The organism is Streptomyces sp. HSW2009, from assembly GCF_040240285.1.
In the GTDB taxonomy this organism is placed as follows: Bacteria; Actinomycetota; Actinomycetes; order Streptomycetales; family Streptomycetaceae; genus Streptomyces.
The window spans coordinates 1-16,487 of record NZ_JBEHZD010000119.1; the positions used below are offsets into that span (position 1 = coordinate 1).

A 16,487-nucleotide genomic window follows, 5' to 3' on the forward strand; every position below is an offset into this window, starting at 1 on the left:
CCCCCTTTTTTTTAAATCAACCGGCCACCACCGAGATCAACACACGGAGTAGCGGCGGCAGCGTCTGATGTTTATACGCGACCGCCCCCCCGCGGCCCGCGGCGCGGGCCCGGCCCCCACCGACCGCCCGGCACCGCTGCTGCCCGTCTACTGGTCGGGCTGCGAGCGGCGCTGCGGCCACCCCCAGGGACGCTGGGTCGACGTGCTCGCGGGCGTCGACGGCTATCGGGTGACCGTCACGGGTACGGAGCGCACGCCGCGTACGACTCCCGGCGCGGCGGAACAGCGGGCCGGCAAGGCCCCGACGGCACAGCGGGAGACGGGGACGGGGACGGGGACGGATACGAGGTCAGGACCGGGGCCGGAGGTTCAGGTGGGGCCGGGGCCGGCCGGCGCGGCCGGGCGGGGCGAGTGCGCCGGGCCACCGGAGCCGTCCCGCCGGCAACCGCCCGACCTGCCGGTTGCGCCCGGAGAGTTGGCGGGCGTGCTGGCGGCAGCGCGCACCGTCTCATAGCCACCGGGCGGGCCGACGCCCGCCCCCGCCGTACCGGGCCGCCGCGGCGCCCACCCGCGGCGGCCCACACCGATCGAGGACAGACCGAGGGACATCGAGGACACAGTGTTCGACTACGAGAAGGACGGCGCAGCCATCTACCGCGCCTCCTTTGCCACCATCCGCGCCGAGGCCGACCTCGCCGCCCTGCCGCCCGACGTCAGCCAGGTCACGGTGCGGATGATCCACGCCTGCGGCATGGTCGACCTCGTCAAGGACCTCGCGTACACACCGCAGGTGGTGTCCGCGGCGCGGGCCGCGCTGCGCGCCGGTGCGCCCATCCTGTGCGACGCGAACATGGTCGCCAGCGGCGTCACCCGCAAGCGGCTGCCCGCCGACAACGAGGTGCTGTGCACCCTGGCCGACCCGGCGGTGCCCGCACTGGCCAAGGAGATGGGCACCACGCGCAGCGCCGCGGCGCTCGAACTGTGGCGCGACCGGCTGGCGGGGTCCGTGGTGGCCATCGGCAACGCGCCCACCGCGCTGTTCCGGCTCCTGGAGATGATCGAGGCGGGCGCGCCGCGACCCGCCGCGGTCATCGGCGTGCCGGTCGGCTTCATCGGCGCCGCCGCGTCCAAGGAAGCGCTGGCCGGGCACCCGGCGGCGCTCGACCACCTGGTGGTGCGCGGACGGCGGGGCGGCAGCGCCATGGCCGCCGCCGCGATCAATGCGATAGCGAGCGAGGAAGAGTGAGCGAGCAGCAGGAGCGGCCGGCCGGCACCGGCAAGCTGTACGGGGTCGGGCTCGGCCCGGGCGACCCGTCGTTGATGACGCTGCGGGCCGTCGAGGTGATCGGCGGCGCCGACGTGGTCGCGTACCACAGCGCCCAGCACGGCCGGAGCATCGCCCGCGCGATCGCGGAGCGGCACCTGCGGCCCGACCACATCGAGGAGCGGCTGGTCTACCCGGTCACCACCGAGTCGACCGACCACCCGGGCGGCTACCGCGGCGCCATGGAGGACTTCTACGCCGAGGCCGCGGCCCGGCTCGCCGCCCATCTGGACGCGGGCCGCACGGTGGCGGTGCTCGCCGAGGGCGATCCGCTGTTCTACGGCTCGTACATGCACATGCACAAGCGCCTCGCGGACCGCTACCCGACGGAGGTGATCCCCGGCGTCACCTCGGTCAGCGCGGCGGCGGCGCGCACCGGGGCGCCGCTGGTGGAGGCCGAGGAGGTGCTGACGATCCTGCCGGGCACGCTGCCCGAGGAGGAGCTCACCGCGCGGCTTGCGGCCACCGACTCCGCGGCCATCATGAAGCTGGGCCGCACCTTCCCCACCGTACGGCGGGCGCTGGAGCGCTCCGGGCGGCTGGCGGAGGCGCGGTACGTGGAGCGGGCCACGATGAGCGCGGAGCGCACCGCGGCACTGGCCGATGTGGATCCGGACTCGGTGCCGTACTTCTCGATGGCCCTGCTGCCGAGCCGGATCGGCGCCCAGCGGCCCGGCGATGCCGCGCCGGAACCCGCGAACCCCGCCGAGCAGCCGCAGGCCGGCTCCGGCGGTGCGGCGCAGGCCGGGCCGGCGGCGGGCGGTGAGGTCGTGGTCGTGGGGCTCGGCCCGGCCGGGCCGCTGTGGCTGACGCCGCAGGCGCGCGGCGCGCTGGCCGCGGCCGACGACCTCGTTGGCTACACCACCTATCTGGACCGGGTGCCGGTCAGGGCGGGCCAGCGGCGGCACGCGTCGGACAACAAGGTGGAGGCGGTACGGGCGGAGTTCGCGCTCGACCTGGCCCGCCGCGGGCACCGGGTGGCGGTGGTCTCCTCCGGTGACCCGGGCGTGTTCGCGATGGCGACGGCCGTCCTTGAGGCCGCCTGCGAAGACCCCTACCGCGAGGTCCCGGTGCAGGTGCTGCCCGGCATGACCGCAGCGCACGCCGCCGCGGCGAAGGCGGGCGCCCCGCTCGGCCACGACTACGCGGTCATCTCGCTGTCCGACCGGCTCAAGCCCTGGGAGGTCATCGCGGAGCGACTGCGCTCGGCCGCGGCGGCGGACCTGGTCCTCGCCCTGTACAACCCCAGCTCGCGCAGCCGCAGTTGGCAGGTGGGCAAGGCCAGGGAACTCCTCCTCGAACTGCGCGCCCCGGACACCCCGGTGGTGCTCGGCCGCGACGTGGGCGGCCCGGAGGAGCGCGTACGGATCGTCCGCCTCGGCGACCTGGACCCGGAACAGGTCGACATGCGCACCATCGTGCTGGTCGGCTCGTCCCAGACCCGGGCGGTGCGGCGGGGCGACGGAACCGAGGTGGTGTGGACGCCGCGCCGCTATCCCCCGGCGTGAGGGGTCGCTACCGCTCTGCGGGGTGAGGCCGTGGGGCGCTCTGCTGGCCGAGGTGGGGCGCCCACGGCTGGCTGGGCGTGGAACCCCCGTTGGCTGAGGGCGCCCTGCTGGCCGGGCGTGGGGGCTTGTCGCTGGCCGGCGGGGTGGCTCGCCGCGGGATCGCGCCGCTGCGGGGGCGGCCGTTCGCTATACGCACGGGCATAGGCCGTTCGCGTACGCGGGCCGTTCCCTTCCGCTCGGGGCAGCGGGGCGGCGGGGTGGCAGCGGTCAGGCCACAGCGGGAGCCGCACCGCCCCGGCCAGCAGCCCATGCGCCCGTACGCCTGTACGGACAGGGCCGGCGCCCCTGCTCAGCCCAGCCGCTCCCCCAGCCAGCGCACGGCCCCCGCCACGTCCTCGACCGCGGGCACGCCGGCCGGGGCCCGGGGGCGGCGGACCACGACGACGGGGAGGTGGGCGTCGCGGGCCGCGGTGAGTTTGGCCGCGGTGGCCTGGCCGCCGCTGTCCTTGGTCACCAGGACGTCGATCCGGTGGCGCCGCAGGAGGTCCGCCTCGCCCGCGAGGTCGAACGGGCCGCGGTCGAGCAGGACCTCCATCCGGGGCGGCGCCGGCGGGGTCGGGGCGTCCACCGAGCGGACCAGGAACCAGTGGTCGGCCAGGTGCGCGAAGGCCGCGAGGCCCATCCGTCCGGTGGTGAGGAAGACCCGTTCGCCCAGGCCCGGCAGCGCGGCGGCGGCCCCGGCCAGCGAGTCCACCGGGTGCCAGCGGTCCCCGGGCGCGGCGACCCACCCGGGGCGACGCAGGGCGAGCAGGGGAACATGGGCGGTGACCGCCGCCCCCGCGGCGTTGGAACTGATCGTGTCGGCGAAAGGATGGGTGGCGTCAATGACCGCGTCCACCTGGTGTTCCCGCATCCAGCGGACCAGCCCGTCAACCCCTCCGAAGCCGCCGATGCGCACCTGCCCCGCCGGCAGCCTGGGCCCGGCCACCCGCCCGGCGAGCGAACTGGTCACGCGGACCGGACGGCCCCCGGCGGCCCCGTTCGCCACCAGTTCGGCGGCGAGCAGCCTGGCCTCGGTGGTGCCGGCGAGGATCAGCACGTGCGGTGCCGCGGTCATGGGCGCGCTCCAGGTTCGTACGGGCGGTGGCGCCGGCCGCCGGGGGGCGGTCGGCCGCGGGAGTGCCCGGTGCGGTGCGGTGGCCGTCCCTGCGCGCCGGCCCGCCGCCGGGCCGGGCCGTCCGACGTGCGACGACGCCCCCCGCACCCGGCATTCGGGTACCCGCGCTACGGTACGCGCCGCCGCCCCGCCCCCGACCGGCCGGTGCCCCGCGCGTACCCCACTGGCCTGCGCCCCGCCGCACTGCGCCCCGCCCGCTGCCGGACGGCCGGTGGCACTGGTCCCGCCGGTCACACCGAACGTCCCGGGCCCGCCGGTCACGCCGGGCGTGCCGATCGCCGAGGTGGCGTCAGCCGGCACGACATCCGTCGGGGCAGCATCCGTCATCAGGGCGGCATCTGTCAGGGCCGCATCCGTCGCGCCGGCGCCGGGCGGTGTCGTCCGTGGCTGAGCAGCACGTACCGGACACGCCCGATGTACCGGACACGCCCGACGAACCGGCCGGGGCCGCGGTCGCCGCGGGCGGGCGGCAGGCGCAGCTCCAGCACACCGGGCTGCGGCCGGGTTGGACGACGGGGGCCTGTGCCACGGCTGCCGCGAAGGCCGCGTACACCGCCCTGCTCAGCGGCGAGTTCCCGGACCCGGTGACGATCACGCTGCCCCGGGGGCAGCAGCCGGCCTTCGCGCTCGCGGCCGAGGAGTTGGCGTCGGGTTGGGCGATGGCCGCCATCGTCAAGGACGCCGGGGACGATCCGGACGTCACGCACGGGGCGCTGGTGCGCAGCCGGGTGCGGGAGTTGCCGGCGGGCTCGGGCGTGGTCTTCCGGGCCGGTCCCGGCGTCGGCACCGTCACCCGGCCCGGGCTGCCGCTGCCGGTGGGCGAGCCGGCGATCAATCCGGTGCCGCGGCAACTGATGCGCGAGCACGTCGCCGAGGTCGCCCGGGAGTTCGGCGGGCGCGGCGACGTTGAGATCGAGGTGGCCGTCGACCACGGCGAGGAGCTGGCCCGCAGCACCTGGAACCCGCGCCTCGGCATCATCGGCGGGCTCTCCATCCTGGGGACGACGGGGGTCGTGGTGCCCTACTCGTGCTCCGCCTGGATCGACAGCATCCGGCGCGGCATCGACGTGGCACGGGCGGTGGAGCAGCGGCACGTGGCCGGCTGTACGGGCTCGACCTCGGAGAAGGTCGCGATGGCCGAGCACGGCCTGCCCGAAGAGGCGCTGCTCGACATGGGCGACTTCGCCGGTGCGGTGCTCAAGTACCTGCGCCGCAACCCGGTGGACCGGCTGACCATCGCCGGCGGCTTCGCCAAGCTCTCCAAGCTGGCCGCCGGCCACCTCGACCTGCACTCCGCGCGCTCCCAGGTGGACAAGGGCTTCCTCGCCGAACTGGCCAGGCACGCCGGCGCGGACGAGGCCCTCGCGGCGGCGGTGGCCGCGGCCAACACCGGGCTTGAGACGGTGCAACTGTGCGCCGCGCACGGCGTCCCGCTGGGCGACCTGGTGGCCGCGACCGCCCGTGACCAGGCCCTGGACGTGTTGCGCGGCGCGCCGGTTGCGGTCGACGTGATCTGCATCGACCGCGCCGGCACGATCGTGGGCCGGGCCGAGCCGCGCGGCCCGGGCGCCTGACCTTCGACGGCGGGGCCCGGGAGCCCGGCCCACGGAGCAGCGGCATCCCGCGCACGCCCCTGGCCCCGCCCGATGCGTACGCGGTGCCGTCGGCCCACCGCCCGCCAGCTCACCGGCCGTCGCCCCACCGACGGGCGCCCCTCCGGCCGTCGCCGTGGCGGCCGAGACTCGCGGGAATGACAGCCAACAGCGCGGTGGTCCGCCCGGTGGCGCCGGGCGATCTGGAGACGGTCGGCGCCATCTACGCGCACTACGTGCGCCACACCGTCGTCACCTTCGACGAGAACGCGCCGGCGACGGCCGACTGGCAGCGGCGGCTCGACGAGCTCTCCGCCCGGGGGTTGCCGTTCCTCGCCGTCGAGTCCTGCGGCGACGTGGTGGGTTACGCCTACGCGGCGCCCTGGCGCGCCAAACCCGCCTACCGGCACACCGTCGAGAGCTCGATCTACCTGGCGCCCGACCGCACCGGCCGCGGCCTCGGCGGCGTCCTGCTGCGCGACCTCCTGGAGGCGTGCACGGCGGCGCGCGTACGGCAGGTGATCGCCGTCATCGCCGACGCCGGCACCGGGGCCTCGGTCGCCCTGCACCGGCGGCACGGCTTCACCGACGCGGGGCGGCTGGCCGCGGTCGGCGCCAAGCACGGGCGGTGGATCGACACGCTGTTGATGCAGCGCACCCTGGTCCCGCGGCCGACCGGGCTCCCGGTACCGCCGCGGTGACCTGCCCCGCGAACATCCCCTGACCGCCGCGGTGACGGGCCTCATTGGCCGCCGCGCGTACCGCCCCGCGCCCGCGGTCAGCGCCGGCCGCCGCTGCTGACGCGTCGCTGCCCCGCCCCCGCCGACGCCGCCGGGCGGGCGGCCCTACGCGGACCGTTCGCGATCGGTGGAGTACAGGTAGCTGTCGCTGAACTGCTCGGCGCCCAGGGTGCGGCCGACCATGATGACGGCCGTGCGGGTGATGCCGGCCGAGGTGGTCTGCGCGGCGATGGTCTCCAGCGTGCCGCGCAGGACGAGTTCGTCGGGCCGGCTGGCCATCGCGACCACGGCGGCCGGACAGTCGGCGCCGTAGTGCGGCAGCAGATCGGCCACCACCCGCTCCACGTGCCGGGCGGCGAGGTGCAGCACGATCAGGGCGCCGCTGCGGCCGAGGGTGGCCAGGTCCTCGCCGGCGGGCATCGGGGTGGCGCGCTGGGCGACCCGGGTGAGGATGACGGTCTGCCCGACGGTCGGCACGGTCAACTCGCGACCCAGCGCCGCCGCCGCGGCGGCGAACGCCGGCACCCCGGGCACCATCTCATGCGGCACGCCCGCCGCGTCCAGCCGCCGCATCTGCTCGGCCACCGCGCTGAACACCGAGGGGTCGCCCGAGTGCAGCCGCGCCACGTCGTGGCCCGCGGCGTGCGCGGCCACGAGTTCGGCGGTGATCTGGTCCAGGTCGAGTCGCGCGGTGTCCACCAGGCGGGCGGCGGGCGGGCACTCGGCCAGCAGTTCGCGGGGGACCAGGCTGCCCGCGTACAGGCATACGGCGCAGCGCGCCAGGGTGCGGGCGCCGCGCAGCGTGATCAGGTCGGCGGCGCCGGGGCCGGCACCGATGAAGTACACCGTCATCGTTCTTCTCCTCGGTCCGGTCCGGCCGCCGGGTCGGCGGTCGGTGCGTCGGGCGGCCCCGCTGCGGGGCGGACAGCGGCTGCGGGCCGGGCTCCGGCGGCCGGCTTGGTGACCGGCTTGGTCACCGCCCACTGGGTGACCGGCATCGCCTGCCGCCAGCCGGTGAAGCCGCCGACCGGCACGGCACGGGAGACCGCGATGCGGACGAGTTCCCCGCCGTGCCTGCGGTACCAGTCGGCCAGCAGCGCCTCCGACTCCAGCGTCACCGTGTTGGCGACCAGCCGGCCGCCGCCGGGCAGCGCGGCCCAGCAGGTCTCCAGGAGGTCGGGCGTGGTCAGCCCGCCGCCGATGAACACCGCGTCCGGCACGGGCAGTTCGGCCAGCGCGTCGGGCGCCTTGCCGGTGATCACCCGCAGCGCGGGCACGCCGCGGGCGGCGGCGTGGCGGCCGATACGCGCGGCCCGTACCGGGGCGCGCTCGACGGTCAGCGCCCGGCAGGCGCGGTGCGCGCGCAGCCACTCGATGGCGATGGAGCCGGAGCCGCCGCCGATGTCCCACAGCAGTTCACCGGGGGCCGGCGCGAGCGCGGCCAGCGTGGCGGCCCGCACCCGGCGCTTGGTGAGTTGGCCGTCGTGCTCGTACGCGTCGTCGGGCAGCCCGGGTACGGCGGCGAGCCGCGGGGCCAGGCCGGTGGACCGGCACTCGACCGCGATCACGTTCAGCGCGTCGCCCGGCTCGTCCGGCCAGGTGTCGGCGGTGCCGGTGCGGTGCCGTTCGCGCTCGCCGCCGAGTTGTTCGAGGACCCACAGGGCGCTGGGCCCGAACCCGCGCTCCCGCAGCAGCGCCGCGACCTCGCCCGGGGTGTGGGCGCCGGCGCTGAGGACCAGCAGCCGCCTGCGGTCGTAGAGCCAACGGTTCAAACCGGCCAGCGGCCTGCCGACCAGGCTGACCACGTCCACGTCCTCCTGCGGCCAGCCGAGCCTGGCGCAGGCGTACGCCACGGACGAGGGGTGCGGCAGCACCCGTAGCCGCTCGGGGCCGCACTCCTCGCTGAGCGCCCGCCCGATGCCGTAACAGAACGGGTCGCCGCTGGCCAGGACGGCGATGCGGCGCCCGGCGTGCGCGGCGAGCAGCCCGGCGACGGCCGGCCGCAGCGGGGTGGGCCAGGGCACGCGGCGCCCGGGGCACGCGGCGGGCAGCAGGTCGAGCTGGCGCGTCCCGCCGATCACCACCTCGGCCTCGCGCAGCGCCTCGCGCGCGGTGGCCGTCAGCCCGCCCCAGCCGTCGGCACCGATGCCCACGACCGTCACGGGCCCGGCGTCGTCGGCTGGGGCGGTGGGCGGGGCGGCGTTCACGGTTGGGCTTCCTCGACGGTCGGGGACGGCAGCAGCCGAACTCTACTGACCTGCTGCAATCCCCCCGCGACCGGCCCGCCCCCGATGCCCGGGGCCGGGGGCCCGCGCGGTCCGTGCTTGGGTTCCAACGGTCCTTGCCAGGCCGCCCGTGCTTCTTCGCCCCGCGCCGCTCGGGGCTTCCCCGCCCGGCCCGAGGCGCAGGGTCCCCCTACCTAATCTGGGACATATAAGGCACTCCCCTGCCGCAGGGCGCCTCCGCTTGCCTAGACCGCGGGGCGGGCGGGCCTCTCGTAGGCAGTCCAGGCGCACCCACGGGGCGCATGATCCAAGCCCCGAACAGCCTCTAGCCCCCGGGCGGCGCCTCAACCCCGTGCCCCAGCACCATGTGCACCTGCAAGGCGTCGACGACCTGAGCAACGGCGGGCGCGGCATCGGAGCCCAGGGTGTCATTCAGCAGCCGCTTGAACCTCGCGCACTGCGGGCAATCGACGGGCCGCGCCGCCCCGTCCGGAGAAATCGCCAGCCGTAACAGCTCTTCCATGGAAGGCAATTCCGCCACGGTCGCACCCTCCAACGAAGCGTGTAGCGATGACGTCGGCTCGAACTCAACGAGACCTATTACGGTTTCCGCCAAAGGTCCCACTCCGTGGGATGCATGGCGCTCCCGGGAGTCGCAGATTCCGGCCGCCCGATCCATCGCCTGCGCCAGCACCCACCGCGCGAGTCTGTCGTCGCCCCGGCGGGAAAGGACGAGGCGAGCACTGAGCTCGCACGCCTCCACCAACTCGCTCTGCATCAGCCGAGGAAACCAGGTCCACGCGACGCTCTCCTGCATGGCACACACCAGCCACGGAATATCCGCTATCGCAGGTCGCGGTTGATGCCTGGACCGTACGGCGGAGGTGTGGCGCACACCACATAGGGGACTTGACAGTCCACCACATTCAGTTAGCGAACTACTACGCTGGGTCGTAGTTTGGTGGGCGTCAAACCTGGACGTTCAGGTGAACAGCCATGTCCCTCATCTGCTGTGTCAACGTCCGCTTCCGCGTGCGCAGGATGTCTTCCATGACGTAGCGGGCCATGGGTTGGTGCTGGACCCATGCGCCGGCGTCCTGCCTGATCTGGTCGAGTTCATCCATGGCGGAGGCTGTGGAACCCAGCGATACATGAGCTCGGGCCACATCCAGTCGATGCCGATTCCAGCTCGCGCTAGCAGGACGCCCTACGCTCTTGAGCGACCCCTTGCTGAGGACTCCCTCGTCGGCGCGGCTCAACACCCCGCGTCCGTCTCCGGCCAAAGACAGATCCTCAATCGCCTTCAGCTCCGTGGTAGCCGGACCGAACCGGCTCCAATGGGTACGGTAGTCGGCGTGCTCCCTACCCAAGGCAGCCGAAGCAATCGCGGCCCTGCGCCGTGCCTCGACCGCCTCTTCCGGTCGGTTGTTGCGAATCGAGGCGGCGGCGACGCGTAGGCAGAGTTCCCCCCACGATGCCAACTGCCCTGCGGTCGCGACCGAAATTTTCTTTGGCTCGACCGCTTCCGCGGTGGTGGCAGCCAGGTTCGCACACTCGTCAAAACGGTCTTGACGGAGCAAGAGCCAGCACAGACCGGTAACCCCAGTGGCAGCAACCGGTTGATCCCCTTGCTCCCGCGCGATCCGGATTCCTTCCACAAAAGCTTGGTACGCCATGTCGTACTGGCGCACCTGGGTGAGGTGCTTCGCAGCTAGCAGCAGTACGTGAGCGTGGACGATCGCGGCCTCTTCACGATCCTCTTCATCGGCCCAAGCAGCCGCGGTTTGGGAGTCCTGGAGCAGGGTCGGCAGTTTCCTCGCCACGCTGTCGTAGCGATCTGCCTCGATCAGCGCCAGCCCGTCTTCGATCTTCCGTCGAATCTCCGCGAGGTCCGGCATCTCAACGGGTGCCGCCACGGGTTCGGGTTCGGGCTCCAGGCCGAGCCCTACCGGGGGCGTGAGCACTTTCCGGAGAGGGGCGAGGAGTTGGCGGTTCTGGCTGTCGTCGCCGATCGGGAGCGGGGTCCCCGAGGCGAAGAGTTCGGTGGTGGTGAGTCCAAACGCTGCCGCGACCCGGCTCAACGTTTCGAGCCGCGCATGCCCGCGCTGTTCGATGTTCCGTACGGTCCCCACCGAGAGCTGAGCCTCTTCGGCTAGCTGCTCTTGGCTCCAACCCTCTGTGCGGCGAAGGCCGCGAACAATGTCGCCGAGCGGAGTGGACGCGTTCGCCATAATGGAACCTCCGTTATCACGTCAACGCCTAGAACGGTACTCCCCTTCGCCCTGCGAGTCCGCCGCCCGCGGCGTACGGCACTGCCCCAACCGACCTGCAACCGCACGGGACTTCCCCCGCCCGACCCGAGCCGTACGGCACCTCCGCCGGGTCATCGGTCGGCCAGCGCCCTCGCGCGGGGCACCGCGTCCGTCAGCGCCCCGGCACGCGGGGCAGTACGCAGTCCCCGCACAGGCCGCCGCCCGGCACCCGGTAGTACAGGCAGCAGGTGCTGCGGCGGAAGACCGGGCCCGCGCCCGGCAGCCAGTCGCCGGTCGAGCGCAGCGGCTCGGTCGCGCACAGTTCCCGGCTGAGCGCCCTGGCCAGTTCCGCCGCCTCCGCCGGCGCCTGCGGCCGGAGGGCGAGCGCCGCAGGGGCCGCCGACGGCGTGCGCAGCCAGCGGTCCAGCACCCCGAGCGCGCCCGCAAGCGCCGAGCCCGCGTTCCCCCACAGCAGCGTCCGCGCGACGCCGGACGCGGCGGTGGTCGCCCGGTGCAGCGGGGTCAGGTGTGCGTCCACGACGGCGCTGCGGAGTTGCGCGGCGAGGGCCGTGGGGTCGCTGGTCGGCGCCGTGGGCCGGTCCACGGCGTCCGTGGTCGGTGGCAGCCACAGTTCGTCCGGCGCGCTGCGCTCGGGGTGCCACCACAGCCGCCGCGGGCCGAAGTCGGGTACCTGGCCGGCGAGTACGGCGCTGCCCACGGCCAGCGACCACAGCCGGCCCGCCAACCCCTGGAAGCTGAGCGAGGCCACCACCCGGGCCTCGTCCGTGCCCAGTCGTCCGGCCACCGTGGCGTGCCGGTGGCGCAGCCCGGGCGGCACGTCGCCGGCACCCGGTACGTCCGCCGCACCGGGCACGTCCACCACGCCCGGCAGGTCCCCCGCCCCCGGCTCGGCGGCCGGCGCCTGTGCTCCGCCGGGGCCGGTGCCGTACGCCTCGGCGAGCGGTAGGTAGCCGTCCGTACGGGGCCCGCCCGGGCCCGGCGGGTCGGTGCGCACGGCGAAGAAGGGACCGATCGCGGCGACTGCGGCCAGGACCTGGGCCGGCGAGGTGGTCGAGGTGGGTTCGGGCATCGGCGTGCCCGTCCTTCCTGGGCCTCGGGCCCCTGGGGCGGGATCAGGCTAACCGGCCGCCCGGCGCCGGGGTCCAGGGGGCGGCGCCTGGCGCGGTGGGGCGCGCAGCGCGTCACGTACTGGGGTGGGTGCGTCGCCTGCGTCCTGTGGCCGGTGCTGCCGGGCCGCACGCATCGCCAGTGGCCAGTGCTGCCAGGGCGGGTGAGATGGCGGCCGGGGTGGGTGGGATAGCGGCCGGGGTGGGTTGAGAAGATCGCCCCAGCAACGCGCCCAACCACCAGTTCCCGTGCCCCCCACACCCACGGGCCCGCCCCGACCCGCCGTCCGTCCGCCACCCGTCCATCCGCCTCCCCCGGCCCCGCCCCTCGGCAAGCCACCCCCGCCGAGCCGGCGCCCGTCAGCCATCGATGCGGGCCCGCCACGCGCGTACCCACCAGCGACCCACCGGAGCAGATCGATGAACCACTCCCCCGCCGCCGCAGCCGTCCTCACCCAGGTGCGCGGCCAGGTCGGCACGCTCACCCTCAACCGTCCACGGGCGCTGAACGCCCTCACCCACGCCATGGTGCGCGACCTCACCGACGCGCTGACCGCCTGGGAGCAGGACGACACGGTGCGGGCGGTGCTGCTTACGGGCGCCGGCGAGCGCGGCCTGTGTGCGGGCGGCGACATCCGGGCCATCTACGAGGACGCCCGCGTCGGCGGCACCGCGTCGCGCGCGTTCTGGCGCACCGAGTACCTGCTCAACGCGCAGATCGCCCGTTACCCCAAGCCGTACGTGGCGCTCATGGACGGCATCGTGATGGGCGGCGGCGTCGGCGTCTCCGCGCACGGCTCGGTGCGCGTGGTCACCGAACGCTCCACGCTCGCCATGCCGGAGGTCGGCATCGGCTTCGTCCCCGACGTCGGCGGCACCCACCTGCTCGCCGCGGCCCCCGGCGAGTTGGGCACCCACCTGGCGCTGACCACGGACCGGATGGGCCCGGGCGCCGCCATCGCCGGCGGCTTCGCCGACCACTTCCTGCCGTCGGCCGAACTCCCCGCGTTCGCCGAGGCGTTGGCCACCGACGACGTCGCCGACGTGGTGGCCAGGTTCGCCCGGCCGGCCCCGGCCGACGAGTGGGAGCAGCACCGCCCCTGGATCGACGCGTGCTACGCGGCCGACTCCGTCGAGGAGATCGTCACCCGGCTTGAGGAGTGTGGCGTGCCGGCCGCGAAGGAGGCCGCCGAGCGCATCATGACCAAGTCGCCCACCGCGCTGAAGGTCACGCTCAGCGCGCTGCGCCGGGCCCGCCGGCTCGGCGCCCTGGAACCGGTGCTCGACCAGGAGTACCGCGTCTCGTGCGCCGCGCTATCGCTGCCCGACCTGGTGGAGGGCGTCCGGGCGCAGGTCGTCGACAAGGACCGCAGGCCCCGCTGGAACCCCGCCCGCCTGGCCGACGTCAGCCCGGCCGACGTGGCCGGGTTCTTCGCCGATCTCGGCCCGGAGGAACTGGGCCTGGCGGCACGCCCGTAACGCCCGCGGCCCGCACGCCCGGCCTGCCTGGGCCGCACGGTCCCGCTGCGGGGCGCGCGGGCCCGGGGGGGGGGGGGGGGGGGGGCCGGCGGCCCAGCGGGCGCGAGCGCCACGACGAGAAGATCACGGTCTACGTCTCCGCCGAAGAACTCATGGACCTGGAGCACGCGCGACTCGTGCTGCGCGGCGAGCACGGCCTCGCCGTGGACCGCGGCCGGATCGTCCGCGAGGCGGTCGCCGTCGTCCTGGCCGACCTGGAGTCGCGCGGCGACGCGAGCATCCTCGTACGGCGTCTGCGCGGTCGCTGACCGGCGCGGAGATCCCGCACATCGCAGGGTGGCGGCGGTAGCCTGCCCGCTCGTACGGGCCCATCGCCCGCCCCTGCACCTTGGAACCGCATGCCCACCAACGACGACCCCGCCCCGGCCGCCGAGCCGCGCGCCCGCCGCAGCCTCGGCCGGGGCCCAGGCACCCGCCCCACCGCCGAGCCGCCTGCCGCGGGGTCGCCCCCCACCGAACCGGCTGAGCCGCCGCGGGAGGCCGCCGCACCGCCGCCGGCCGACACGGGCCCGGCACCGGCGTACGCGGGCGCTGAGCGGGCCACTGAGCCCCTTCGCAGCGGGCCTGACGCCTCACCGGCTGACCCGCCGGGGCCCGCTGACGCCGGTGGGGCCGCCGATGACCTTCCCACCACGCCCGGCGCCGCCCGGCGCGCGATGGGGCGTCCGGGGGACCATCCGGGGGACCGGCCGAGCGGCCGGCGGGCCGATGCGGAACGGGAAGCGGAGGCGGAAGGGGAAGCCGGGGAGACGGCCGCCGGTGGTGCGGGCGGGACCGGGACCGAGGCCGGGGACGCGGTTGCCGCGGGAAGCGGCGAGGGCCCTCGGGCGGCGGATGCCGCGGACGCCGACAGCGCTGGCGGCGCGGAGACCGGTGCTGGTCATGCCAGGGATGCCAGGGACGCCGGTGGTGCGGGCGGTGGCGTGGAGCGGCCGGTGGATGACGGTCGGTTCACCGTGCGGCTGGCCAACTTCGAGGGCCCCTTCGACCTGCTGCTCCAGCTCATCTCCAAGCACAAGCTGGACGTGACCGAGGTGGCGCTGTCCAAGGTCACCGACGAGTTCATGGCGCACATCCGGGCCATGGGGCCGGACTGGGACCTCGACCAGACCACCGAGTTCCTGGTGGTCGCCGCGACGCTGCTCGACCTGAAGGCGGCCCGGCTGCTGCCGTCGGCCGAGGTGGAGGACGAGGCCGACCTCGCCCTCCTGGAGGCCCGGGACCTGCTCTTCGCGCGGCTGCTCCAGTACCGGGCGTACAAGCGCATCGCGGACATCTTCCAGGAGCGCCTGGACGCGGAGGCGCGCCGCTATCCGCGCACCGTCGGCCTGGAGCCGCACCACGCCGACCTGCTGCCCGACGTGGTGATCCGGATAGGAGCCGAGGGGTTCGCGAAGCTGGCCGTGAAGGCGATGCAGCCCAGGGCGAAGCCGCAGGTGTACGTGGACCACATCCACGCGCCGCTGGTCAGCGTGCGGGAACAGGCCGAGGTCGTGGTGGCCAGGCTGCGCGAGTTGGGCGTCGCCGACTTCCAGACCCTGACCGCCGACGCCCCCGACACGCTCACGGTCGTCGCCCGCTTCCTGGCCCTCCTTGAGCTCTACCGGGAGCGGGCCGTTGCCCTGGACCAGGAAGAGGCGCTGGGCGTGCTGCGCATCCGCTGGACCGGTACGGAGGGGGAGCGTCCGCAGGTCACGGACGAGTTCGACCAGGAGGCGGCCCCGGACCCCGACGCGGCACGGCATGCCGGCGGGGCGGCGGAGCAGGGTGGGGCGGCGGACCGGGGTTCGGGCGAGGCCGGGCCACAGAGCGAGCGGGAGGCGCACCGATGACGGAGCGGTACGAGCGGTACGAGCCGGGACCCGGGGCGCCGTCCCCGGCGGGAATCGTGGAGCGGCGTACGGAGGCGGTCGCGGCGGGAGGCGCCGGGGGAGCAGCCGCGGACGCTGTTGCTGTGGACGCCGCGGCCCCGGACAGCGCTGCTGCCGACGCTGCTGCCGTGGACGCCGTCCCGGACGGCGCTGCTCCCGACATCGCCGCCCCGGACACCGCTGCCGAGGACGCCGCGGCCCCGGACGGCACCGACGGCACCGACGGCGCTGATGACGCTGACGACGACGCTGACGACGGCGTGGCGCGGCTCGCGCTGCGGCCCGCGTTGGAGGCCGTGCTGATGGTGGTGGACGAGCCGGCCACCGAAGAACACCTGGCCAAAGTGTTGGACCAGCCCCGACGCGCGGGGGCGGACGCGTTGCGGGAGCTGGCCGACGAGTACACCGTGCAGGGGCGCGGTTTCGAGCTGCGGCTGGTCGCGGGGGGCTGGCGGTTCTACACCAGGCCCGCGTACGCCACGGCCGTCGAGTCCTTCGTCCTGGACGGCCAGCAGGCCCGGCTCACGCAGGCCGCATTGGAGACCCTGGCCGTCGTCGCGTACCGTCAACCGGTCAGCCGTTCGCGCGTCTCCGCCGTACGCGGAGTGAACTGCGACGGCGTGATGCGGACCCTCCTCCAGCGCGGTCTGGTCCAGGAGGCGGGTACGGAACCTGAAACAGGTGCGATCCTGTACAGGACGACGAACTACTTCCTGGAGCGGATGGGCCTGCGCGGCCTGGACGAGTTGCCCGAGCTGGCACCGTTCCTGCCGGAGGTGGACGCCGTCGAGGCGGACTCGCTCGAAGGGGTCCCCTCGTTCGACCCGGACGCACCGGACGACGCAGACACCACGACGGCCCACTCGACTACGGAACCTTGATGCGAAGCAGCGACAGGAACAGCGGCGGCAACCGAAACCCCCGGGGCGGGGGAAGCGGCAGGCGCGACAACACGCCGCGGCGCTCGGGCACCCCGCGCCCCGAGGAGCGCCGCTACGACGTGGGTGAGACGGGCCAGTCGGGCTCCAACCGGCCGGGCGGCGTCGGCGGCGGCAAGGGCGCGGCCAAGGGCGGCCCCAGCCACCAGGGCCCCGCCGCCCGCCAGACCGGCTGCCCCCGCACCACACCAGCC

Annotated in this window: 14 protein-coding genes and 2 pseudogenes; 10 read left to right on the forward strand and 6 right to left on the reverse strand. The window is 75.0% G+C overall.

All coding sequences use genetic code 11. The annotated features are described in order from the left end of the window. Positions 1–67 precede the first annotated feature (67 nt). From AAHZ94_RS12005 to cobJ, 3 genes are all read left to right on the forward strand, one after another. Complete coding sequence (locus AAHZ94_RS12005; protein WP_502964647.1) at positions 68–514, forward strand: hypothetical protein; 447 nt, start codon at positions 68–70, stop codon at positions 512–514. A 105-nt stretch (positions 515–619) separates the two neighbouring features. Beyond that, positions 620–1,246: a precorrin-8X methylmutase gene (locus AAHZ94_RS12010; protein ID WP_349992822.1), complete on the forward strand. Its 627-nt coding sequence runs from the start codon at positions 620–622 to the stop codon at positions 1,244–1,246. Positions 1,247–1,320: 74 nt separating this feature from the next. Continuing rightward, positions 1,321–2,832, forward strand: a complete 1,512-nt coding sequence (gene cobJ, locus AAHZ94_RS12015) for a precorrin-3B C(17)-methyltransferase (protein WP_502964648.1) — start codon at positions 1,321–1,323, stop codon at positions 2,830–2,832. Positions 2,833–3,181: 349 nt separating this feature from the next. Here the strand turns inward: cobJ and AAHZ94_RS12020 are convergent, their stop codons facing one another. Beyond that, the gene (locus AAHZ94_RS12020) at positions 3,182–3,949 is read right to left on the reverse strand and encodes a cobalt-precorrin-6A reductase (RefSeq protein WP_349992824.1); all 768 of its coding nucleotides are present in this window, start codon (positions 3,947–3,949) and stop codon (positions 3,182–3,184) included. A gap of 443 nt (positions 3,950–4,392) precedes the next feature. Here AAHZ94_RS12020 and AAHZ94_RS12025 point away from each other — a divergent pair, with 443 nt between their 5' ends. After that, positions 4,393–5,583, forward strand: a complete 1,191-nt coding sequence (locus AAHZ94_RS12025; RefSeq protein ID WP_349992825.1) for a cobalt-precorrin-5B (C(1))-methyltransferase — start codon at positions 4,393–4,395, stop codon at positions 5,581–5,583. Between the two features lie 176 nt (positions 5,584–5,759). Next, positions 5,760–6,302, forward strand: coding sequence for a GNAT family N-acetyltransferase (locus AAHZ94_RS12030; protein WP_349992826.1), 543 nt, complete (start codon positions 5,760–5,762; stop codon positions 6,300–6,302). Between the two features lie 144 nt (positions 6,303–6,446). Here the strand turns inward: AAHZ94_RS12030 and cobM are convergent, their stop codons facing one another. From cobM to AAHZ94_RS12055, 5 genes are all read right to left on the reverse strand, one after another. Further along, positions 6,447–7,193 (reverse strand): precorrin-4 C(11)-methyltransferase, encoded by a 747-nt coding sequence (gene cobM / locus AAHZ94_RS12035; protein WP_349992827.1) that lies wholly within the window; start codon positions 7,191–7,193, stop codon positions 6,447–6,449. After that, on the reverse strand, positions 7,190–8,548 hold the full coding sequence (cbiE, locus tag AAHZ94_RS12040) for a precorrin-6y C5,15-methyltransferase (decarboxylating) subunit CbiE (protein WP_349992828.1): 1,359 nt from the start codon (positions 8,546–8,548) through the stop codon (positions 7,190–7,192). The genes cobM and cbiE overlap by 4 nt, the downstream gene beginning before the upstream one ends. A gap of 343 nt (positions 8,549–8,891) precedes the next feature. Next, positions 8,892–9,383 (reverse strand): hypothetical protein, encoded by a 492-nt coding sequence (locus tag AAHZ94_RS12045; protein WP_349992829.1) that lies wholly within the window; start codon positions 9,381–9,383, stop codon positions 8,892–8,894. Between the two features lie 151 nt (positions 9,384–9,534). Continuing rightward, complete coding sequence (locus tag AAHZ94_RS12050) at positions 9,535–10,797, reverse strand: helix-turn-helix domain-containing protein (RefSeq protein WP_349992830.1); 1,263 nt, start codon at positions 10,795–10,797, stop codon at positions 9,535–9,537. A gap of 193 nt (positions 10,798–10,990) precedes the next feature. Next, the gene (locus AAHZ94_RS12055) at positions 10,991–11,908 is read right to left on the reverse strand and encodes a (2Fe-2S)-binding protein (RefSeq protein WP_349992831.1); all 918 of its coding nucleotides are present in this window, start codon (positions 11,906–11,908) and stop codon (positions 10,991–10,993) included. Positions 11,909–12,365: 457 nt separating this feature from the next. Here AAHZ94_RS12055 and AAHZ94_RS12060 point away from each other — a divergent pair, with 457 nt between their 5' ends. From AAHZ94_RS12060 to AAHZ94_RS12080, 5 genes and pseudogenes are all read left to right on the forward strand, one after another. Further along, positions 12,366–13,424 carry an enoyl-CoA hydratase/isomerase family protein gene (locus AAHZ94_RS12060; RefSeq protein ID WP_349992832.1) on the forward strand — a complete coding sequence of 353 codons (1,059 nt, stop codon included), beginning with the start codon at positions 12,366–12,368 and terminating at the stop codon, positions 13,422–13,424. A 59-nt stretch (positions 13,425–13,483) separates the two neighbouring features. Continuing rightward, positions 13,484–13,732, forward strand: a pseudogene (locus AAHZ94_RS12065) (hypothetical protein); the annotation flags it as partial. 90 nt (positions 13,733–13,822) lie between these two features. Next, complete coding sequence (locus AAHZ94_RS12070; protein ID WP_349992833.1) at positions 13,823–15,316, forward strand: segregation and condensation protein A; 1,494 nt, start codon at positions 13,823–13,825, stop codon at positions 15,314–15,316. Between the two features lie 299 nt (positions 15,317–15,615). After that, positions 15,616–16,236, forward strand: coding sequence for an SMC-Scp complex subunit ScpB (gene scpB, locus AAHZ94_RS12075; RefSeq protein ID WP_502964649.1), 621 nt, complete (start codon positions 15,616–15,618; stop codon positions 16,234–16,236). Further along, positions 16,236–16,487, forward strand: a pseudogene (locus AAHZ94_RS12080) (pseudouridine synthase); the annotation flags it as partial. The gene scpB and the pseudogene AAHZ94_RS12080, both read left to right, overlap by 1 nt.

Excerpts from the sequence above, each read along its gene's own strand:
- AAHZ94_RS12020 (WP_349992824.1), bottom strand. The coding sequence starts at position 3,949 with ATGACCGCGGCACCGCACGTGCTGATCCTCGCCGGCACCACCGAGGCC.
- AAHZ94_RS12070 (WP_349992833.1), top strand. The coding sequence starts at position 13,823 with ATGCCCACCAACGACGACCCCGCCCCGGCCGCCGAGCCGCGCGCCCGC.
- AAHZ94_RS12045 (WP_349992829.1), bottom strand. The coding sequence starts at position 9,383 with ATGCAGGAGAGCGTCGCGTGGACCTGGTTTCCTCGGCTGATGCAGAGC.
- AAHZ94_RS12050 (WP_349992830.1), bottom strand. The coding sequence starts at position 10,797 with ATGGCGAACGCGTCCACTCCGCTCGGCGACATTGTTCGCGGCCTTCGC.
- AAHZ94_RS12060 (WP_349992832.1), top strand. The coding sequence starts at position 12,366 with ATGAACCACTCCCCCGCCGCCGCAGCCGTCCTCACCCAGGTGCGCGGC.
- cobM (WP_349992827.1), bottom strand. The coding sequence starts at position 7,193 with ATGACGGTGTACTTCATCGGTGCCGGCCCCGGCGCCGCCGACCTGATC.
- AAHZ94_RS12005 (WP_502964647.1), top strand. The coding sequence starts at position 68 with ATGTTTATACGCGACCGCCCCCCCGCGGCCCGCGGCGCGGGCCCGGCC.
- AAHZ94_RS12055 (WP_349992831.1), bottom strand. The coding sequence starts at position 11,908 with ATGCCCGAACCCACCTCGACCACCTCGCCGGCCCAGGTCCTGGCCGCA.
- AAHZ94_RS12030 (WP_349992826.1), top strand. The coding sequence starts at position 5,760 with ATGACAGCCAACAGCGCGGTGGTCCGCCCGGTGGCGCCGGGCGATCTG.
- cobJ (WP_502964648.1), top strand. The coding sequence starts at position 1,321 with ATGACGCTGCGGGCCGTCGAGGTGATCGGCGGCGCCGACGTGGTCGCG.